Source organism: Escherichia sp. MOD1-EC5189, from assembly GCF_002966045.1.
Classification (GTDB): domain Bacteria; phylum Pseudomonadota; class Gammaproteobacteria; order Enterobacterales; family Enterobacteriaceae; genus Escherichia; species Escherichia coli_F.
Genome location: NZ_PTRX01000036.1, coordinates 12,933 through 34,337 on the forward strand (window position 1 = coordinate 12,933; position 21,405 = coordinate 34,337).

19 protein-coding genes and 1 pseudogene are annotated in these 21,405 nt (G+C 49.7%); 12 read left to right on the plus strand and 8 right to left on the minus strand.

Features of this window, described 5'->3' with window-relative positions:
* Positions 1-71: 71 nt before the first annotated feature.
* The 6 genes from ATB02_RS22275 to ompL all read left to right on the plus strand — a co-directional run bounded on the left by ATB02_RS22275 (position 72) and on the right by ompL (position 7,691).
* On the plus strand, positions 72-974 hold the full coding sequence (locus ATB02_RS22275) for an aldose-1-epimerase (protein WP_123059860.1): 903 nt from the start codon (positions 72-74) through the stop codon (positions 972-974).
* Positions 975-1,034: 60 nt separating this feature from the next.
* Entirely contained in the window at positions 1,035-1,910 is an 876-nt protein-coding gene (locus ATB02_RS22280; RefSeq protein ID WP_000345431.1) for a sulfite exporter TauE/SafE family protein, read from the plus strand.
* A gap of 107 nt (positions 1,911-2,017) precedes the next feature.
* Complete coding sequence (yihQ, locus tag ATB02_RS22285; protein WP_105272252.1) at positions 2,018-4,054, plus strand: sulfoquinovosidase; 2,037 nt, start codon at positions 2,018-2,020, stop codon at positions 4,052-4,054.
* Between the two features lie 45 nt (positions 4,055-4,099).
* Positions 4,100-5,485: an MFS transporter gene (locus ATB02_RS22290; protein ID WP_105272253.1), complete on the plus strand. Its 1,386-nt coding sequence runs from the start codon at positions 4,100-4,102 to the stop codon at positions 5,483-5,485.
* Between the two features lie 42 nt (positions 5,486-5,527).
* Positions 5,528-6,931 (plus strand): MFS transporter, encoded by a 1,404-nt coding sequence (locus ATB02_RS22295; protein WP_105272254.1) that lies wholly within the window; start codon positions 5,528-5,530, stop codon positions 6,929-6,931.
* Between the two features lie 67 nt (positions 6,932-6,998).
* The gene (gene ompL / locus ATB02_RS22300; RefSeq protein WP_105272255.1) at positions 6,999-7,691 is read left to right on the plus strand and encodes a porin OmpL; all 693 of its coding nucleotides are present in this window, start codon (positions 6,999-7,001) and stop codon (positions 7,689-7,691) included.
* A 90-nt stretch (positions 7,692-7,781) separates the two neighbouring features.
* Here the strand turns inward: ompL and ATB02_RS22305 are convergent, their stop codons facing one another.
* The 4 genes from ATB02_RS22305 to typA form a co-directional block, all read right to left on the minus strand.
* On the minus strand, positions 7,782-9,047 hold the full coding sequence (locus ATB02_RS22305; RefSeq protein WP_105272256.1) for an MFS transporter: 1,266 nt from the start codon (positions 9,045-9,047) through the stop codon (positions 7,782-7,784).
* A gap of 102 nt (positions 9,048-9,149) precedes the next feature.
* Positions 9,150-10,130 carry a sugar phosphate isomerase/epimerase family protein gene (locus ATB02_RS22310; protein WP_105272257.1) on the minus strand — a complete coding sequence of 327 codons (981 nt, stop codon included), beginning with the start codon at positions 10,128-10,130 and terminating at the stop codon, positions 9,150-9,152.
* 7 nt (positions 10,131-10,137) lie between these two features.
* Positions 10,138-10,848 (minus strand): GntR family transcriptional regulator, encoded by a 711-nt coding sequence (locus ATB02_RS22315; protein ID WP_105272258.1) that lies wholly within the window; start codon positions 10,846-10,848, stop codon positions 10,138-10,140.
* Positions 10,849-11,063: 215 nt separating this feature from the next.
* The gene (gene typA / locus ATB02_RS22320) at positions 11,064-12,887 is read right to left on the minus strand and encodes a ribosome-dependent GTPase TypA (protein ID WP_000570668.1); all 1,824 of its coding nucleotides are present in this window, start codon (positions 12,885-12,887) and stop codon (positions 11,064-11,066) included.
* Positions 12,888-13,259: 372 nt separating this feature from the next.
* On the opposite strand from typA, the gene glnA reads away from it, so the two are divergent.
* From glnA to ATB02_RS26370, 5 genes are all read left to right on the plus strand, one after another.
* Complete coding sequence (gene glnA, locus ATB02_RS22330; RefSeq protein ID WP_001271704.1) at positions 13,260-14,669, plus strand: glutamate--ammonia ligase; 1,410 nt, start codon at positions 13,260-13,262, stop codon at positions 14,667-14,669.
* A 174-nt stretch (positions 14,670-14,843) separates the two neighbouring features.
* Positions 14,844-15,893 carry a nitrogen regulation protein NR(II) gene (glnL, locus tag ATB02_RS22335; RefSeq protein ID WP_000190577.1) on the plus strand — a complete coding sequence of 350 codons (1,050 nt, stop codon included), beginning with the start codon at positions 14,844-14,846 and terminating at the stop codon, positions 15,891-15,893.
* Between the two features lie 11 nt (positions 15,894-15,904).
* Positions 15,905-17,314 carry a nitrogen regulation protein NR(I) gene (glnG, locus tag ATB02_RS22340; RefSeq protein WP_001188777.1) on the plus strand — a complete coding sequence of 470 codons (1,410 nt, stop codon included), beginning with the start codon at positions 15,905-15,907 and terminating at the stop codon, positions 17,312-17,314.
* 111 nt (positions 17,315-17,425) lie between these two features.
* Positions 17,426-17,536, plus strand: a complete 111-nt coding sequence (locus ATB02_RS22345) for a YshB family small membrane protein (protein WP_000893994.1) — start codon at positions 17,426-17,428, stop codon at positions 17,534-17,536.
* A gap of 12 nt (positions 17,537-17,548) precedes the next feature.
* Complete coding sequence (locus ATB02_RS26370; RefSeq protein ID WP_157945216.1) at positions 17,549-17,698, plus strand: hypothetical protein; 150 nt, start codon at positions 17,549-17,551, stop codon at positions 17,696-17,698.
* A gap of 129 nt (positions 17,699-17,827) precedes the next feature.
* On the opposite strand, the gene hemN is transcribed toward ATB02_RS26370, so the two are convergent.
* The 3 genes and pseudogenes from hemN to ATB02_RS26805 form a co-directional block, all read right to left on the minus strand.
* A complete protein-coding gene (gene hemN, locus ATB02_RS22350; RefSeq protein WP_000116110.1) occupies positions 17,828-19,201 on the minus strand; it encodes an oxygen-independent coproporphyrinogen III oxidase in 1,374 nt (457 codons plus the stop codon).
* A gap of 188 nt (positions 19,202-19,389) precedes the next feature.
* Positions 19,390-19,899, minus strand: a complete 510-nt coding sequence (gene yihI / locus ATB02_RS22355) for a Der GTPase-activating protein YihI (protein ID WP_105272259.1) — start codon at positions 19,897-19,899, stop codon at positions 19,390-19,392.
* A gap of 118 nt (positions 19,900-20,017) precedes the next feature.
* A pseudogene (locus ATB02_RS26805) lies at positions 20,018-20,184 on the minus strand (hypothetical protein).
* A 296-nt stretch (positions 20,185-20,480) separates the two neighbouring features.
* On the opposite strand from ATB02_RS26805, the gene yihA reads away from it, so the two are divergent.
* On the plus strand, positions 20,481-21,113 hold the full coding sequence (yihA, locus tag ATB02_RS22360; protein ID WP_000183349.1) for a ribosome biogenesis GTP-binding protein YihA/YsxC: 633 nt from the start codon (positions 20,481-20,483) through the stop codon (positions 21,111-21,113).
* 168 nt (positions 21,114-21,281) lie between these two features.
* On the opposite strand, the gene ATB02_RS27125 is transcribed toward yihA, so the two are convergent.
* Positions 21,282-21,329 carry a spot 42 RNA, inhibition of DNA synthesis gene (locus ATB02_RS27125; RefSeq protein ID WP_071892919.1) on the minus strand — a complete coding sequence of 16 codons (48 nt, stop codon included), beginning with the start codon at positions 21,327-21,329 and terminating at the stop codon, positions 21,282-21,284.
* Positions 21,330-21,405 lie beyond the last annotated feature (76 nt).

A 21,405-nucleotide genomic window follows, 5' to 3' on the forward strand; every position in this document is an offset into this window, starting at 1 on the left:
CGGCGCAGTTTTTTGGTTTGACATCAGCCTCATGGGAGGCTGTATGCCGTTTTTTAATTAAGGTGCCTCGTATGCAAATCACCAACATGCATTGCAGTGGACAAACCGTTTCACTTGCCGCGGGGGATTATCACGCGACTATCGTGACGGTTGGTGCTGGTCTGGCTGAATTAACTTTTCAGGGTTGTCATTTAGTCATCCCGCACAAACCCGAAGAGATGCCGCTGGCGCATCTGGGTAAAGTGCTTATTCCGTGGCCGAACCGGATCGCCAACGGCTGTTACCGCTATCGGGGACAGGAATATCAGTTACCCATTAATGAACATAGTTCAAAAGCCGCTATTCACGGGCTGCTTGCCTGGCGAGACTGGCAAATTAGCGAATTAACCGCCACCAGCGTTACCCTGACAGCTTTTCTACCGCCCAGTTACGGCTATCCGTTTATGCTGGCTTCGCAGGTTGTTTATTCGCTCAATGCTCGCACGGGCCTTTCCGTTGAGATCGCAAGCCAGAATATTGGTACTGTGACCGCACCTTATGGTGTGGGTATTCATCCTTATTTAACCTGCAACTTAACATCTGTTGATGACTATCTTTTCCAGCTTCCGGCAGAACAGGTTTATGCCGTCGATGAGCACGCAAATCCGACAACGCTTCACCACGTTGATGAGCTGAATTTAAATTTCACGCGGGCGACAAAAATAGCCGCGACAAAAATAGACCATACCTTTAAAACCGCTAATGATCTGTGGGAAATGACCATTACCCATCCACAGCAGGCGCTGTCGGTGAGTCTCTGTTCCGATCAACCCTGGGTGCAGGTTTATAGCGGCGAAAAATTACAGCGTCAGGGACTGGCAGTTGAACCTATGAGTTGCCCGCCTAACGCCTTTAATTCCGGCACCGATTTATTATTACTGGAACCAGGAAAAACGCATCGCCTGTTTTTTAATATTCACGGGCAGCACAATTAATTTCATTAAGAAAAAAACGAGATCATTGTTTAGGGTTGTATTTACACAACAGGAAATATTATGGACTTTTTTACGTTATTTTCGCCAGATGGGGCCATGCTGGAAACAAACGTGGTATGTATCGTTATCGCGTTGATGTTTCTTTATACCTTTGTGGGGATATGCGCGGGATTTGGTGGCGGTTTAACCACCATGCCACTCGTCACGTTAATGCTCCCCGTAAAAATGGCAACACCACTTTCGGTAATTGTCGGCACCGCAACCGCCTTGTACGCCACCTGGCTATCACGCAAAGAAACGGATTGGCGCTCGGCAATGGTGCTGATTATTTTCTCGTTTCTGGGAATACCCGTCGGTTTATATGCGCTGTCATATTTACCCGACCATTTTATGAAAGTGGGCTTAGGTGGATTTCTTATCCTCTACTCCTTTTACAGCATGTTTATTCCTCGCTTGCCGATTTATGACCGTAACTGGATCGCCGCACCTATCGGCGCAGTAGCTGGCGCATTAGGCGCGGCGTTCTCAACCAACGGACCGCCGATGGTTATCTACGGTATGCTGCGTAACTTAGGCCCGGCGGCATTTCGCGGCACACTGAACGCCTTCTTCACCGCAAACAACATCGCGGTGATCGGCGGGCTGGCGACCAGCGGAATTTTGACTGTTTCTATCTTTAAACTGGTGCTGTTTTGTATTCCCACCATGATCCTCGGTTCACTGATTGGACAATATGTGCATAAACGCATTTCGGTCAAAGTGTTTCGTGTGATGGTCTTTTTATTGTTGATTGCCTCCGGTTCTATGTTGATAAAAGGTGCGTTGGGAATTCCCGCCGCTGCCGCACTTCTGCCTCCGTTTACCTTGTTAGTTATACTGCAACTGGCATTTGGTAAAAAAGTGGCGGCAATCCGCCGGGCTGAAGAAAGTAAATAATCACTTGCGCGGGTTTTAATTTATACCCGCACACATTCTTTGATTAATGAAACCTGTAATAACAGGATGGCATGAAATATTAGTTTTATACTCTATGGAGATTATTTATGGATACGCCACGCCCACAGTTATTAGATTTTCAATTTCATCAGAATAACGACAGTCTTACCCTACGTTTTCATGGCCGTCTTATTTTAACCCATAGTAAAGATAATCCTTGTTTATGGATTGGCTCAGGTATAGCGGATATCGATATGTTCCGCGGTAATTTCAGCATTAAAGATAAATTGCAGGAGAAGATTGCGCTCACCGACGCCATCGTCAGCCAGTCACCGGATGGCTGGTTAATCCATTTCAGCCGTGGTTCTGACATTAGCGCCACGCTGCGTATCTCTGCCGACGATCAGGGCCGTTTATTGCTGGAACTACAAAACGACAACCATCACCACAACCGCATCTGGCTGCGTCTTGCCGCACAACCAGAGGACCATATCTACGGCTGCGGCGAACAATTCTCCTACTTTGATCTGCGCGGCAAACCGTTCCCGCTATGGACCAGTGAACAAGGCGTTGGTCGCAACAAACAAACCTATGTCACCTGGCAGGCCGACTGCAAAGAGAACGCGGGCGGCGACTATTACTGGACTTTCTTCCCGCAGCCTACTTTTGTCAGCACGCAGAAGTATTACTGCCATGTTGATAACAGTTGCTACATGAACTTCGACTTTAGTGCCCCGGAATACCATGAACTGGCGCTGTGGGAAGACAAAGCAACGCTGCGTTTTGAATGTGCTGATACATACATCTCCCTGCTGGAAAAATTAACCGCACTGCTGGGACGCCAGCCAGAACTGCCCGACTGGATTTATGACGGAGTAACGCTCGGTATTCAGGGCGGGACGGAAGTGTGCCAGAAAAAACTGGACACCATGCGTAACGCGGGTGTGAAGGTTAACGGCATCTGGGCGCAGGACTGGTCCGGGATCCGTATGACCTCTTTTGGCAAACGCGTAATGTGGAACTGGAAGTGGAACAGTGAAAACTACCCACAGTTAGATTCCCGCATCAAGCAATGGAAAGAAGAAGGCGTGCAGTTCCTCGCCTACATCAACCCGTATGTTGCCAGCGATAAGGACCTCTGCGCCGAGGCGGCTTCACACGGCTATCTGGCAAAAGATGCCTGTGGCGGTGACTATCTGGTGGAGTTTGGTGAGTTCTATGGCGGCGTTGTCGATTTGACCAATCCTGAAGCCTATTCCTGGTTCAAAGAAGTCATCAAGAAAAACATGATCGAATTGGGCTGCGGCGGCTGGATGGCAGATTTTGGCGAATACTTGCCGACCGATACGTACCTGCATAACGGCGTTAGCGCCGAAATTATGCATAACGCCTGGCCCGCACTGTGGGCGAAATGTAACTACGAAGCCCTTGAAGAAACGGGCAAGCTTGGCGAGATCCTTTTCTTTATGCGCGCCGGTTCTACCGGTAGCCAGAAATACTCCACCATGATGTGGGCAGGCGACCAGAACGTCGACTGGAGTCTCGACGATGGCCTGGCGTCGGTTGTTCCGGCGGCGCTCTCGCTGGCGATGACCGGGCATGGCCTGCATCACAGTGACATTGGCGGTTACACCACCCTGTTTGAGATGAAGCGCAGCAAAGAGCTGCTGCTACGCTGGTGCGATTTCAGCGCCTTCACGCCGATGATGCGCACCCACGAAGGTAACCGTCCTGGCGACAACTGGCAGTTTGACGGCGACGCGGAAACCATCGCCCATTTTGCCCGTATGACCACCGTCTTCACCACCCTGAAACCTTACCTGAAAGAGGCCGTCGCACAGAACGCGAAGTCCGGCCTGCCGGTTATGCGCCCGCTGTTCCTGCATTACGAAGACGACGCGCAGACCTACACCCTGAAATATCAGTACCTGTTAGGTCGCGACATTCTGGTCGCTCCGGTGCATGAACAAGGCCGTAGCGACTGGACGCTCTATCTGCCGGAGGATAACTGGGTCCACGCCTGGACAGGTGAAGCGTTTCGGGGCGGGGAAGTTACCGTTAATGCGCCCATCGGTAAACCGCCGGTCTTTTATCGCGCCGATAGCGAATGGGCGGCACTGTTCGCGTCGTTAAAAAGCATCTAATCACGTCCGCCCGTGGGGAAACTCACGGGCAAAGGGAGAACAACGATGAGTCACATCACAACGGAAGATCCGGCTACTTTACGTCTGCCCTTTAAAGAGAAACTCTCTTACGGTATCGGCGATCTGGCCTCTAACATCCTGCTGGATATCGGCACGCTTTATCTTTTGAAGTTTTATACCGACGTTCTGGGGCTGCCCGGCACCTATGGCGGCATTATCTTTTTGATCTCGAAATTCTTTACCGCCTTTACCGACATGGGTACCGGCATCATGCTGGATTCCCGACGCAAGATCGGCCCAAAAGGCAAGTTCCGTCCTTTTATTCTGTATGCGTCATTCCCAGTCACTTTACTGGCGATCGCCAACTTTATCGGTACGCCGTTCGATGTCACCGGTAAAACGGTGATGGCCACTATTCTGTTTATGCTTTACGGACTGTTTTTCAGCATGATGAACTGCTCCTACGGCGCAATGGTCCCCGCTATCACCAAAAACCCCAACGAACGCGCATCGCTGGCAGCATGGCGTCAGGGTGGCGCTACATTGGGCCTGCTGCTGTGTACGGTGGGATTCGTGCCGGTTATGAATCTTATCGAAGGCAATCAGCAACTTGGCTATATCTTCGCCGCCACGCTGTTTTCACTGTTCGGCCTGCTGTTTATGTGGATCTGCTATTCGGGCGTGAAAGAGCGTTATGTCGAAACACAACCTGCAAATCCGGCGCAAAAGCCAGGCCTGCTGCAATCTTTCCGTGCGATTGCCGGTAACCGCCCACTGTTCATTTTGTGCATTGCCAACCTCTGTACCTTAGGGGCGTTTAACGTCAAGCTCTCCATTCAGGTCTATTACACCCAGTACGTGCTTAACGATCCCATCCTGTTGTCATATATGGGATTTTTCAGCATGGGCTGTATTTTCATCGGCGTGTTCCTGATGCCTGGCGCAGTCAGACGTTTTGGTAAGAAGAAGGTCTATATCGGCGGACTGCTGATCTGGGTGCTGGGCGATCTGCTCAACTATTTCTTCGGCGGCGGCTCGGTCAGCTTTGTGGCGTTCTCCTGCCTGGCGTTCTTCGGCTCAGCGTTTGTTAACAGCCTGAACTGGGCGCTGGTTTCTGACACCGTCGAGTACGGCGAGTGGCGCACCGGTGTGCGTTCGGAAGGAACGGTCTACACCGGCTTCACCTTCTTTCGCAAAGTGTCTCAGGCGCTGGCTGGTTTCTTCCCCGGCTGGATGCTGACGCAAATCGGCTATGTGCCAAACGTGGCGCAGGCTGACCATACCATCGAAGGTTTACGCCAGCTGATCTTCATCTACCCAAGCGCACTGGCGGTAGTCACCATTGTGGCGATGGGTTGCTTCTACAGTCTGAACGAGAAAATGTACGTCCGCATTGTTGAAGAGATAGAAGCCCGTAAACGCACGGCGTAATTATAATAAACAACGCCCTGCGGGGCGTTATAAGGAGTGATTATGTCTGACCATAATCCACTGACATTAAGACTGAATCTGCGGGAAAAAATCGCTTATGGTATGGGCGACGTCGGTTCGAATTTAATGCTTAGCATCGGCACTCTGTATCTCCTCAAATTTTATACCGATGAATTAGGGATGCCTGCTTACTATGGCGGGATTATCTTTCTGGTGGCAAAATTCTTTACCGCGTTTACCGATATGCTCACCGGATTTTTACTCGACTCGCGGAAAAATATTGGGCCTAAAGGCAAATTTCGTCCCTTTATTTTATATGCAGCGGTTCCGGCGGCGTTAATTGCAACGCTCCAGTTTATCGCCACCACTTTTAGTTTGCCGATTAAAACGACGATTGCCACCGCGCTGTTTATGATGTTTGGACTTTCATACAGTCTGATGAACTGCTCGTATGGCGCGATGATCCCAGCAATTACCAAAAACCCCAATGAGCGCGCGCAGCTTGCGGCTTACCGCCAGGGTGGTGCAACCATAGGGCTATTGATTTGTACCGTAGCATTTATTCCATTGCAGTCGCTTTTTTCTGACTCCACTGTCGGTTATGCCTGCGCGGCACTGATGTTCTCCATTGGTGGCTTTATTTTTATGATGCTGTGCTACAGAGGCGTCAAAGAGCATTATGTGGACACGACGCCAACCGGACATAAAGCCAGTATTCTCAAATCTTTTTGCGCGATATTTCGTAATCCGCCATTGCTGGTTTTATGCATTGCTAACCTGTGTACCCTGGCGGCATTTAATATCAAACTGGCGATTCAGGTCTATTACACCCAGTATGTGCTGAATGATATTAACTTATTGTCGTGGATGGGATTCTTCAGTATGGGATGCATCCTCATCGGCGTATTACTGGTGCCACTAACTGTAAAATATTTTGGTAAAAAACAGGTTTATTTGGCTGGCATGGTGCTGTGGGCGGTGGGCGATATCCTGAATTATTTCTGGGGCGGTAACTTTTTCACTTTCGTCATGTTCTCTTGTGTCGCTTTTTTTGGTACGGCCTTTGTAAACAGCCTGAACTGGGCGCTGGTACCGGATACCGTAGATTATGGTGAATGGAAAACAGGTATACGTGCCGAAGGTTCTGTTTATACCGGTTATACCTTCTTTCGTAAAATTTCAGCCGCACTTGCTGGCTTCTTGCCAGGCATTATGCTGACGCAAATCGGTTATGTTCCCAACATCGCGCAAAGCGATGCAACATTACAGGGTTTGCGTCAGCTCATTTTTATTTGGCCTTGTGCGCTGGCGATAATTGCTGCATTGACGATGGGATTCTTTTACACGCTCAATGAGAAACGTTTTGCGTTAATTATTGAGGACATCAACCAACGTAAAAATAAAGAGATTGAGACAAAAGAAAAAACTGCTTCCGTAACGTTATAAATGTCAATAGCCGCTATTTCCATCCTGATGGGTGGCGGCCCCCCTACGTTAAAAAAATGGACTTATTATGAAAAAGATTAATGCAATAATTTTATTATCTTCTCTGACCTCTGCATCGGTATTCGCTGGCGCATATGTTGAAAACAGGGAGGCATATAATCTCGCCTCCGATCAGGCAGAAATTATGCTACGTGTAGGTTATAACTTCGATATGGGCGCGGGTATCATGTTAACCAATACCTATAATTTTCAGAGAGAAGATGAGCTTAAACATGGATATAACGAAATCGAAGGCTGGTATCCGTTATTTAAACCAACCGATAAATTAACCATCCAGCCAGGTGGCTTAATTAATGATAAAAGCACCGGTTCCGGTGGTGCAGTATATCTGGACGTCAACTATAAATTTGTACCATGGTTTAATCTGACAGTGCGAAATCGCTATAACCATAATAACTACAGTTCAACAGATTTGAACGGGGAGCTGGATAATAATGACACCTATGAAATTGGTACCTACTGGAATTTCAAAATCACCGATAAATTCTCCTATACATTTGAGCCACATTATTTCATACGCATAAATGACTTCAATAGCAGCAATGGAAAAGATCATCATTGGGAAATCACTAATACCTTCCGTTACCGTATTAATGAACACTGGCTGCCTTATTTCGAATTACGCTGGTTAGATCGTAATATAGAACCATACCATCGCGAGCAAAACCAGATTCGTATCGGGACGAAGTATTTCTTCTGATGTGAAACTGCCGGATGCGGCGTAAACGCCTTATCCGGCCTACGGTTGATACGGTTTTCATTGGCCGGATTAAACACATCCGGCCATTAATCAAGCTTCAGCCGCCAGCATCTCTTTCTTACGTTGGCTAATACGCTTAACCAGCATTACGGAAACCACCGCACCACAGAATGCGAAGCAGGCCATAATGCCAAACACGATTTTGTAGCCAATAATCCCCGGATTTAAATCCAGAATGTAACCATACAGACTGAAGCAGAACATCGCCGGGGCGTAACCGATAAAGCTACCCAACGCCATCGCCGCGCCTGTTTTATTTTCAGCAATTTTTGCTTCGCCGATAGGTGCAAAAAATACGGCTCGCTGTGTAAAGACTATCGCGCCAAAGCCTAATGTACAGGCCATCCCTAAATAGACCGGCATACTTTCGTGCGGCAGCATAATCAACAGTACGAGCGCAGCGGTACTGATGATAAAGGTGTAGCATAGATATTTACTCGGCGATTTCAGGATCTTATCTGAAATCATGCCACCAATCGGTCCACCGATCATTTTCAGACAGTATTGGTTAATGATGCCGTAAGCACCCACCAGCGCAACGGGCAGCAGATAGATGTTTTTCAGGAATGGAATGAAGAATGTCAGGCCACAGTAAACCGCGTAAACGAAGAAGACGTTGAAAGCGATAAGCCAGATGGTTTTATCTCTCAGCACCGAAGTCATACTGGTGTTTTGCGATGCTTCGTCTTCTTTTTTCACCTCCACGGACGGTGCCTCTTCTTTGTCATTGAGTACAAAGAAAATGATAACGCCCACGGCAATCACAATAAGGGAATAGAACCAGATACCCGCTTTAAAGCCCAACAAGCCACTGCCAAACCAGGTAAATACTGCCAACGCAGAAAATGCCACCACAGTATCGACAATTCCACGCCCTGTTTCGAAGAAGCCAAACAAACGACCTTGTTGTTCGCTATTGCCCAGTCGACTTACCGACTTGAGCAAGACAGGCCAGTTCATCATGTCGCAGGTAACGCCAAATAGCGCCCAGACAAAGAGGATGCCCCAATACCCCGGCATTGTCGTCAAATAAACACCCAGTAATCCCGTCACAATGAGGGAGAATGACATGGTGTATCTGCGCGGTAGTTTATCGGCAAAATAAATAGACAGAAAAAAGCCCACTGTGGTGACAAATGAGTTTACCGACATAGCATTACCAATTTGACCATTGGTCAAATGGAAATATTCCTGCATCGGGATATAAAACGCATCTTTCAACGACGGTAATTTATAAATTGTACCGCCACACAGTGTTAATAGACTAAATAACGCCCATTTCTTTTTCGTGAGCATAACATCCCCTAAGCGATTTTGAAAATCACTGTTCTAAAGGCAATAAGATACCGGCCATTCTTATGGAATGGTTTTTATTAACAGCGGATGAGTTAAAGCTTATTAGTGGTTCAGAAGATGGCTTGCCTCTTGTTTGATTTGTTGTAGTACGTTACGCACATGATTTATCTGATTAATTGCATCTTCTTTTTCTTTACGTAACCGCGCATCCAGTAAATGATTTTGTGGTAGTGGTGTTTCACTCATCTGGCGATAAGGGATCCACGGATTATCATCTTCGTCTTCAAAGCGGAACGCCGGAGCATAATAATCAACCTCTTCTTCCAAGCCATATGCCGTCACCTGTGGCTCATCATCACCCAAGCAGATAAGGTGCGTTAATAATTCTTTAAATGGCATATCTCCCTGACCTGAAATACAGGCTTTATGTCCCAGACCACCTTGTTCTTTAACAATCAAGGCATCTTTGATATGCACCTGAGTAATATGTGGTGCCATCGTTTTTAAAGCGTCTATGGGATGCTCATTCGCATTGATCATATTCGCAAAATCAAACAGTAAGGAAAGTGATTTCATCTCACTGTCTTTGACCAGCGACACCAGTTCATGGCTTTTTAAATCTTCATGCTGTTCGATCGTAAAGGTCAGGCCGCTGTCCCTATATGTTTCCCGAACATAGGCAATATCGTTAGCAATGATCGATAATACGTCGCGTAAATTACCTTCATAACGCGGATAAAAACGCACGGACGATGCCCCGGTTTTCAACGCAATGGCGACGGCTTCGTCAATAGATGCCTTATCTGAAGCGCTGGTTTCAATATGAATATCAAGGTTCAGATGGCGGGCTTTATCGCCAAAGGCAGAGAGTTCTTTATCTGCCATATTGCCCAAAGAAAAACGTTCGCCATCCAGAACATGAATTTTTACGCCTCGCAGATTATTTTCACTCGCAATATCAAGTAAATCAGCTGGCAATACTCTTTCCAGCCGCATATTTAAATGAAAAGCGTAGGCATGCAAATAAAGAGGAAGAGTATCGACACGTTGTAGAATCTTTCTTGCGTTATTTATTGTCACCATAAAACACCTACAGATTAATGATGAGATCCACGGCCTCAAATCGCCAATATTCAATATCTATCTGGACAATATTGCCTTGCTGGTCGGCGCGATGTTTTTCAATTAAGATCGCAGGCATGCCCGCTGAACCGCCAAGAAACTTACTGATATCACCCGGCATTCTGACGGGTTTGAAAAGCAATTTTTTTACTACCGTCTCTTTTTGGTAGCATTTTTCCCAGACTGAAGAAAATGAGTGGTTTTCAAGTTGCTCTATAAAACCTGGGGCAACTTCAGGATTAATATATGTTTCGTGATAGAAAACTTTATGTCCTTCCAGCGCCCCCCAGCCGGTAATGCGATAGAGTTCAGTTGATGGCGTCACTGCAACCAGTGGCGCGAGCGTCTCGGGAATGTCGCTGGTACGGCTTTTCTCAGTAAAGCCCCAGGAAGGTTCCCGCCCTTGCTCAATTGCGGCCCGCTGAAAGCTCGCCGACAGCTCCGGACTGTAATTAAATCGCGGCTGAGTCACGAACCACCCTTTACGATCCTTACGGAAAATTTTGGATTCTGCCTCAAGGTTCAGCAACGCCTGGCGTAACGTCATACGTTTAATGCCCAGCAACTCTCCCAGCTCTCTTTCTGAAGGGAGTTTTCCACCCGGCGTGGTGATGCCATCTTTCAACCACCGATCCAGTTTCTCTTTTGCATTTTCTACGGTGGATTGATTCTCCGCCATTGTTTAATCCTTTTGGTTTAAACCAGATGAGGCATCTTACGCTTACGCCAAAAAAGAAAGCAATTAACAGCGTATGACTTTGCAGATAATTGTGACAAAGCTCTCTATTGACGTAACCACAAACTTATAAGGGAGATACTCGCACTGGTGAGAACTTACGACAGGCAAAAAAAAACCTGCCATCGCTGGCAGGTTTTTATGACTAAAAAACGAAATTAATCGTCTTTCGGTGCGCGGTTGGCACGACGACGATCGTTTTCCGTCAGGTGACGTTTACGAATACGGATAGAGGTCGGAGTCACTTCTACCAGTTCGTCATCATCGATGAACTCCAGCGCTTGTTCCAGCGTCATGCGGATAGGCGGAACCAGAACAACGGCTTCGTCAGTACCGGAAGCACGCATGTTGGTCAGTTTCTTACCGGTCAGGCAGTTTACAGTCAGGTCGTTAGAGCGGCTGTGAATACCGATAATCTGACCTTCGTAAACTTCTGCACCGTGACCGAGGAACAGCTTACCGCGATCCTGCAGACCGAACAACGCGAACGCTACCGCTTTACCCTGACCGTTAGAGATCAGTACACCGTTCTGACGCTGACCCACTTCACCCGGACGTACGTCGTCATAGTGGCTGAAGGTGGAGTACAACAGACCCGTACCAGAGGTCATGGTCATGAACTCAGAACGGAAGCCAATCAGACCACGGCTTGGGATCACGTAGTCGAGACGTACGCGGCCTTTACCGTCTGGATTCATGTTTTTCAGGTCGCCTTTACGTTCGCCCAGCGCCTGCATCACAGAACCCTGATGCTGTTCTTCAACGTCCAGAGTCACGTTTTCATACGGCTCTTGTTTACGACCGTCGATTTCACGGAAGATAACTTTCGGACGGGATACCGCCAGTTCGAAACCTTCACGACGCATGTTTTCGATAAGAACAGACAAGTGCAGTTCGCCACGACCAGAAACGCGGAACGCATCGGCGTCTTCAGTTTCTTCTACGCGCAGCGCAACGTTGTGTACCAGTTCTTTGTTCAGACGATCCAGGATCTGACGAGACGTTACGAACTTACCTTCTTTACCGCAGAACGGCGAGGTGTTAACGCAGAAGAACATAGAAACGGTCGGCTCATCAACGGAGAGTGCCGGCAGCGCTTCAACGTTTTGCGTGTCGCAAACGGTGTCAGAAATGTTCAGTTCGCCCAGGCCCGTGATCGCCACGATATCGCCAGCTTCCGCCAGATCGGTTTCGATACGTTCCAGACCGAGGTGGCCCAGCACTTTACCGACTTTCGCGTTGCGGGTTTTGCCTTCGCTATCGATGATAGTGACCTGCTGGTTCGGCTTCACTTTACCGCGCTTGATGCGGCCAATGCCGATAACGCCAACATAGCTGTTGTAATCGAGCTGAGAAATCTGCATCTGGAACGGACCGTCAAGGTCAACGTCCGGCGCAGGAACGTGGTCAACAATTGCCTGATACAGCGGGGTCATGTCTTCCGCCATATCTTCGTGGTCCAGACCGGCGATACCGTTCAGCGCAGAAGCGTAAACGATCGGGAAGTCCAGCTGCTCGTCGGTCGCGTCGAGGTTAACGAACAGGTCGAATACCTGATCCACAACCCAGTCAGGACGCGCGCCAGGGCGGTCAACTTTGTTGATAACAACAATCGGCTTCAGGCCATAAGCAAACGCTTTTTTGGTTACGAAGCGCGTTTGCGGCATCGGGCCGTCAAATGCGTCAACCACCAGCAGCACTGAGTCTACCATGGACATTACACGTTCAACTTCACCACCGAAGTCGGCGTGCCCCGGGGTATCAACGATGTTGATACGGTAATCATTCCATTTGATAGCGGTGTTTTTCGCGAGGATGGTAATCCCACGCTCTTTCTCCAAATCGTTGGAGTCCATCACGCGCTCTTGGGTTTCGGCACGAGAGTCGAACGTACCGGATTGTTGGAGCAGCTTGTCTACCAGGGTGGTTTTACCATGGTCTACGTGCGCGATGATGGCGATATTACGCAATTTTTCGATCACAACTTTGCCTCAGGCATTAGAAATAGCGCGTTATTGTACACGGATTAATCGCACTACAAAACAGGATCACAAACATCCTCCGCAAACAAGTATTGCAGAGTCCCTTTGTGATCGCTTTCACGGAGCATAAAAAGGGTTATCCAAAGGTCATTGCACCAATATGGTGCTTAATGTTTCCATTGAAGCACTATATTGGTGCAACATTCACATCATGGTGCAGCCCTTTTGCACGATGTTAAGCATGATAACGCCTTTTAGGGGCAATTTAAAAGTTGGCACAGTTTTCGCTTTATCTTTTTTACGGCGACACGGCCAAAATAATTGCAGATTTCGTTACCACGACGACCATGACCAATCCAGGAGAGTTAAAGTATGTCCGCTGAACACGTACTGACGATGCTGAACGAGCACGAAGTGAAGTTTGTTGATTTGCGCTTCACCGATACCAAAGGTAAAGAACAGCACGTCACTATCCCTGCTCATCAGGTGAATGCTGAATTCTTCGAAGAAGGCAAAATGTTTGACGGCTCCTCGATTGGCGGCTGGAAAGGCATTAACGAATCCGACATGGTGCTGATGCCAGACGCATCCACCGCAGTGATTGACCCGTTCTTCGCGGACTCTACCCTGATTATCCGTTGCGATATCCTTGAACCAGGCACCCTGCAAGGCTATGACCGTGACCCGCGTTCCATCGCGAAGCGCGCTGAAGATTACCTGCGTTCTACTGGCATTGCCGACACCGTACTGTTCGGGCCAGAACCTGAATTCTTCCTGTTCGATGACATCCGTTTCGGCGCGTCTATCTCCGGTTCTCATGTTGCCATCGACGATATCGAAGGTGCATGGAACTCCTCCACCAAATATGAAGGTGGTAACAAAGGTCACCGTCCGGCAGTGAAAGGCGGTTACTTCCCGGTTCCGCCGGTAGACTCTGCTCAGGATATCCGTTCTGAAATGTGTCTGGTGATGGAACAGATGGGCCTGGTAGTTGAAGCCCATCACCACGAAGTAGCGACTGCTGGTCAGAACGAAGTGGCAACCCGCTTCAATACCATGACCAAAAAAGCTGACGAAATTCAGATCTACAAATATGTTGTGCACAACGTGGCGCACCGCTTCGGTAAAACCGCGACCTTTATGCCAAAACCGATGTTCGGTGATAACGGCTCCGGTATGCACTGCCACATGTCACTGTCTAAAAACGGCGTCAACCTGTTCGCGGGCGACAAATATGCAGGTCTGTCTGAGCAGGCGTTGTACTACATTGGCGGCGTAATCAAACACGCTAAAGCAATTAACGCCCTGGCAAACCCGACCACCAACTCTTACAAGCGTCTGGTCCCGGGCTACGAAGCACCAGTAATGCTGGCTTACTCTGCGCGTAACCGTTCTGCGTCTATCCGTATTCCAGTGGTTTCTTCTCCGAAAGCACGTCGTATCGAAGTACGTTTCCCGGATCCGGCGGCTAACCCGTACCTGTGCTTTGCTGCCCTGCTGATGGCCGGTCTTGATGGTATCAAGAACAAGATCCACCCAGGCGAAGCCATGGACAAAAACCTGTATGACCTGCCGCCAGAAGAAGCGAAAGAGATCCCACAGGTTGCAGGCTCTCTGGAAGAAGCACTGAACGAACTGGATCTGGACCGCGAGTTCCTGAAAGCCGGTGGCGTGTTCACTGACGAAGCCATTGATGCGTACATCGCTCTGCGTCGCGAAGAAAATGACCGCGTGCGTATGACTCCGCATCCGGTAGAGTTTGAGCTGTACTACAGCGTCTAATAGTTGAAGTTGTACTACCCGGTGCAAAGAAGGCCGGGATTTAGTTGCCGTGGAAACTTTCAGCCCATCTCTGCATGGGCTTTTTTCTCCGTAACTTCTTTGATGCTTCGCGCTTTTTATCCGTAAAAAGCTATAATGCACTAAAATGGTGCAACCTGTTCAGGAGACTGCTTTATGGCAACAGGCACGCAGCCCGATGCTGGGCAGATCCTCAACTCGCTGATTAACAGTATTTTGTTAATTGATGACAACCTGGCAATCCATTACGCCAACCCCGCCGCGCAACAACTGCTCGCCCAAAGCTCCCGCAAATTGTTTGGTACGCCGTTACCGGAACTGTTGAGCTACTTCTCATTAAATATCGAGCTGATGCAAGAAAGTCTGGAGGCGGGGCAAGGTTTTACCGATAACGAAGTGACGCTGGTCATCGACGGGCGCTCGCATATCCTTTCTGTGACGGCCCAGCGTATGCCGGACGGCATGATCCTGCTGGAGATGGCACCGATGGATAACCAGCGCCGCTTAAGTCAGGAACAGCTACAGCACGCCCAGCAGGTTGCTGCCCGTGATTTAGTGCGCGGCCTGGCGCATGAGATTAAAAATCCGCTTGGCGGTTTACGTGGTGCAGCGCAGTTGCTCAGCAAAGCATTACCTGACCCGTCACTGCTGGAATATACCAAAGTGATTATCGAACAGGCGGACCGGCTGCGAAATCTGGTCGACCGTCTGTTGGGGCCGCAGCTGCCTGGTACGCGCGTTACCGAAAGTATTCACAAAGTGGCTGAACGCGTGGTGACGTTGGTGTCGATGGAACTGCCGGACAACGTGCGGTTGATTCGTGATTACGACCCCAGCCTGCCGGAACTGGCGCACGACCCGGATCAAATTGAACAGGTATTGCTGAATATTGTGCGCAATGCACTACAGGCGCTGGGGCCGGAAGGTGGTGAAATCATTCTGCGTACCCGCACCGCGTTTCAACTGACCTTACACGGCGAGCGCTATCGGCTGGCAGCGCGGATTGATGTGGAAGATAACGGGCCAGGCATTCCGCCTCATTTGCAGGATACGCTGTTTTACCCGATGGTCAGCGGCCGCGAAGGTGGCACCGGGCTTGGCTTATCCATCGCCCGTAATTTGATTGATCAGCATTCAGGCAAAATTGAATTTACCAGTTGGCCAGGTCATACCGAGTTCTCGGTTTACCTGCCTATCAGGAAATAAAGGTGACGTTTATGCAACGAGGGATAGTCTGGGTAGTCGATGACGATAGTTCCATCCGTTGGGTGCTTGAACGTGCGCTCGCTGGAGCGGGTTTAACCTGTACGACATTTGAGAACGGCGCGGAAGTACTGGAGGCGCTGGCGAGCAAAACGCCGGATGTGCTGCTTTCAGATATCCGTATGCCGGGAATGGACGGGCTTGCGCTGCTCAAGCAGATTAAACAGCGCCATCCGATGCTTCCGGTCATCATTATGACCGCACATTCCGATCTGGATGCTGCCGTCAGCGCCTATCAACAAGGGGCGTTTGATTATCTGCCCAAACCGTTTGATATCGACGAAGCCGTGGCGCTGGTTGAGCGCGCCATCAGCCATTATCAGGAACAGCAGCAACCGCGTAATGTTCAGCTTAACGGCCCGACGACCGATATCATCGGCGAAGCGCCAGCCATGCAGGACGTGTTCCGGATTATCGGTCGGCTTTCACGTTCTTCTATTAGCGTGCTGATTAACGGCGAATCCGGCACCGGTAAAGAACTGGTCGCTCATGCCCTGCATCGCCACAGTCCTCGAGCCAAAGCGCCGTTTATCGCGCTGAATATGGCGGCTATCCCGAAGGATTTGATCGAATCAGAACTGTTCGGTCACGAGAAAGGCGCGTTTACCGGCGCGAATACTATTCGTCAGGGGCGTTTTGAACAGGCCGATGGCGGCACGTTATTCCTCGATGAAATTGGCGATATGCCGCTCGATGTACAGACGCGTTTGCTGCGCGTGCTGGCAGACGGTCAGTTTTATCGCGTTGGCGGCTATGCGCCGGTGAAAGTGGATGTGCGGATTATCGCTGCGACCCATCAGAATCTCGAACAGCGGGTACAGGAAGGCAAGTTCCGTGAGGATTTGTTCCACCGCCTGAACGTTATCCGCGTTCATCTGCCGCCGCTGCGCGAGCGTCGGGAAGATATTCCCCGTCTGGCGCGCCATTTTTTACAGGTTGCCGCGCGCGAACTGGGCGTAGAAGCGAAGTTGCTGCACCCGGAAACCGAAGCCGCTTTGACGCGTCTGGCATGGCCGGGTAACGTGCGCCAGCTGGAAAACACCTGCCGTTGGTTAACGGTGATGGCCGCCGGGCAGGAAGTGTTGATTCAGGATTTGCCTGGCGAACTGTTTGAATCAACGGTTGCGGAGAGTACTTCGCAAATGCAACCGGACAGTTGGGCAACGCTGTTAGCGCAGTGGGCAGACAGAGCGCTGCGTTCCGGTCATCAAAATTTGCTTTCCGAAGCGCAGCCTGAGCTTGAACGGACGTTACTGACGACCGCGTTGCGACATACGCAGGGGCATAAACAGGAAGCTGCGCGGCTACTTGGCTGGGGGCGTAACACCCTGACGCGGAAGTTAAAAGAGCTGGGGATGGAGTGATTCACAGCTTGTGTGTAAAGATTGATTATTGAGCGCAAATTGCTTGTATTTTGCGCTTTACTGTTCCGATAAGTTCAGTATGATCTTGCCCGGAAAACGGGGAGAGTCATTATGCTGGAATCAATAATTAATCTGGTATCGAGTGGCGCAGTTGACAGCCACACACCACAAACTGCTGTTGCTGCCGTGCTGTGTGCCGCGATGATTGGGCTGTTTAGCTGAAGCTCGTTGTTTATGCCGGATGCGGAGAAAGTCGTAGGCCTGATAAGACGCGACCAGCGTCGCATCAGGCATCATGCTCAGATGCCGGATGCCGGATGCCGGATGCCGGATGCCGGATGCCGGATGCCGGATGCCGGATGCCGGATGCCGGATGCAGCGTAAACGCCTTATCCGGCCTACAAAAGCAATAATTTCAACAGGTTTTCTTAACCAGCGCATCAAGCAATCTTGTTCTCAGCACATTGATGGCGCTTTCGTTTTCTACTTTGTAAACGAAGCGCCATTCACCATTTAAATCACCCGTGAGAACTGCTGCATCCGCGCTTTCTGGCGCAGATAGGTATCAAAGCACATGCAAATATTGCGGATCAGCAGGCGACCTTTCGCCGTTACCTGAATCCCCTTCTCATCCACATCCACCAGCCCATCTTTTGCTAACGGGGCAAGCAGCTTGAGATCTTCTGCAAAGTAGTCAGCGAAGAGCAAATCCCACTGTTGCTCAATAGGGGCGTAATCCAGACGGAAGTTGCAGATGAGCGACTTAATCACATCGCGACGAATACAGTCATCACGCGTTAGCGCAATACCACGCCACAGCGCATTGCCTTGTTCATCCACTTGCTGATAGTACTGCTTCAACTCTTTCTGATTCTGCGCGTAGCAGTCGCCAATCATGCTGATGGCTGAAACGCCCATCCCCAGCAGATCGGTATCGCCCTGAGTGGTGTAGCCCTGGAAGTTACGATGCAGCACGCCTTCACGCTGGGCCACCGCCAGCTCGTCATCCGGGCGAGCAAAGTGATCCATCCCGATAAACTGATAGCCCGATTGCGTCAGGAAGGCGATGGTTTCCTGCAGGATATCGAGTTTTTGCTGCGGACTCGGCAGGTCAGCATCTTTGATTTTACGCTGAGCAGCAAAAATGGTCGGCAAATGCGCGTAGTTAAAGACACTCAGGCGATCGGGGTTAAGTTCCGCCACGCGTTTCAGGGTAAAGGCGAAACTCTCCGGCGTTTGTTTCGGCAGGCCGTAAATCAGGTCAATGTTGGTGGAAGTAAAGCCAATCTCACGCGCATGGTTAAGCAGTGCAAAGATGAACTCTTCATCCTGCTCGCGGTTAACCAGACGTTGCACTTCTTTGTTGAAGTCCTGCACGCCCATGCTCAGGCGATTAAAGCCTTCAGCGCGTAAATGATCGAGTACATCCAGTTCTATTTCGCGCGGATCGACTTCGATCGAAATCTCCGCATCGGCATTGAACTGGAAGTTTTCGCGCAGCAGCTTCATCAGGCGGCTGATTTGCGCTTTGTTCAGATATGTCGGCGTTCCACCGCCCCAGTGCAGCTGGCTCACCTTGCGCCCGGCAAAAAGCGGTGCACGATGGACGATTTCTTGCTCCAGTGCGTCCAGATACTGATCGGCCTTGTGCTGCTGGCGAGTAACAATCTTATTGCAACCGCAGAAGTAACAAAGCTTATGGCAGAACGGGATATGTACGTAGAGAGATAATGGACGCTCAGGATAGCGCGCCACGGCTTGTAAAAACGCCTGTTCGCCGAAGTCTTCTGAAAACTCCAGCGCGGTCGGGTACGAGGTGTATCGTGGCCCGGAATAGTTATATTTCTGGATCAGGGCCAGATCCCAGTCGATTTGCTGTACAGACATGCTCACTCCTTCCGATGGCGTCTCTGGCGGCTACGGCGTACCGGCGGATGCCCGTTTCGAGTCATCAGCCGGTTGCGCAGCCACTTTTGTCGCCGCGACAACCGCTGTAGTTTAACGAATAACCACACCAGATAACATATAACCAGAAGGGTTATCAGCAGAACGGGAAGGCCCACGGCGGCAATCCGTTAGTTGCCCCGCAGCAGACGCATCATGTCTTCTTGCTTCTCGTCTTCTTCCTCTTCTTCGTCATCGTCATAAGAGAGGCCGAGTTTCTGCATCAACTCATCAATACGATCCAGTTTAGCATCAACCCAGGATTGCTCTTCGGCGCTCAGGGTTTCGCCTGCCTCCAGACGTTCCAGCAGCGCATCCAGACGCTCATCCGTTTCCAGTAACTCCAACTCCGCCTGCGGTGAAAGCATAGGTTTCTCACTCTTCGGTTTGTGCTGTTTGGTGACTTTTTCAGTCACGCCCAATGGAATAGGGGTTTTACTGCCAATACGTGGATCTTTCGGTGCGTTCTGGCCTTTGCTGCCTGACGTGGTGTTACCGCCCGTTGCGCGGCTGCCCGGCGCATGACCACGACGTTTTTTCTGACGCTTGCGGTCACGAGCTTCCTGATCCAGCTCCTCGCGTGTTTTTCGACGCGCTTTTGCATGACCTTTGCTGCGTGAGTTTGAAGATGATGGTTTCATAATGGTTCGTCTTTTAGCCGTTTTATTCAGTATAGATTTGCGGCGGAATCTAACAGAAAGCAAGCAAAGAAAAAAGGCGACAGATTACTCTGTCGCCTTTTTTCCTGACTCATAACCCTTAACGGGTCTTACAATCCTTGCAGGCCGCCAACACACCCTGTTTTTCCATTAGCCGGAACAATCCGTGTTGATTCCATTTCCGTTTAATTACGTCTCCGGACGTTTGTCTTCCTGACAATCCTCTGTCTTCGCCTCCTGGCGCTCCTGACCCTCATCCTGAGTCATTGTTCCTGTTAGCGTCCTCGCTCTATGGGTGCTACTTTACGCCTTTGCTTTAAACAAACAATCAACCGCCATCAGTATTTGCACATTTTCAGAGTTTTATATAAAAGCAATTAACTGATTTATATGACTTATTTGACATGCATCGCAGAATTTTCTCTGCTATTTCGCATAAAGACTATCGGCAATGTCTCACAAAGCGTATGGCTTTTACTTACAACGCTCACGCCGAAAAATCCGCCTTTTATTATGGTTCAGGTATAATCGCCGCAAAGCTTTGACTGACGGAGACGACCGCTTTGACTAATTTGAATTATCAACAGACGCATTTTGTGATGAGTGCGCCTGATATTCGCCACCTACCTTCCGATACCGGAATTGAAGTGGCTTTTGCAGGCCGTTCCAACGCAGGTAAATCCAGCGCGCTGAACACGCTGACTAACCAGAAAAGCCTGGCGCGGACCTCAAAAACCCCAGGGCGCACCCAGCTTATCAACCTGTTTGAAGTGGCTGACGGCAAGCGTCTGGTTGACCTGCCCGGCTATGGCTACGCGGAAGTCCCGGAAGAGATGAAGCGCAAATGGCAACGCGCGCTCGGCGAGTACCTCGAAAAACGTCAGAGCCTGCAAGGCCTGGTGGTACTCATGGATATTCGCCATCCGTTGAAAGACCTCGATCAGCAGATGATTGAGTGGGCGGTAGACAGTAATATCGCCGTACTGGTGCTGCTGACTAAAGCGGACAAACTGGCAAGCGGCGCACGTAAAGCGCAATTGAATATGGTGCGTGAAGCGGTGCTGGCGTTTAACGGTGATGTGCAGGTTGAAACGTTCTCTTCACTGAAGAAACAAGGCGTGGACAAGCTGCGGCAGAAACTGGATACCTGGTTTAGCGAGATGCAGCCTGTAGAAGAAACGCAGGACGGCGAATAATTTTCTTGCCTTAATGCTTGTGCCGGATGTGGCGTATCCGGCCCGTAAATTCAATAGATTACACTTCTACCGTTGGCCTGATAATCAGGGCGCATCAGGCATTACGGATCTTTTCTTTCGCCCAATAAAAAACGCCCCAGTCATTACTGACTGGGGCGGCTAAAATATTCAGCCAAATCCGATTACGTGAAGTAAAAGGTCTGAAAGATAGAACATCTTACCTCTGTACCCTACGCGACTAACTTTACTCTTTTTTGTTCAGTTCAGAAAGCATTTTTTGTAATTTTTTTTC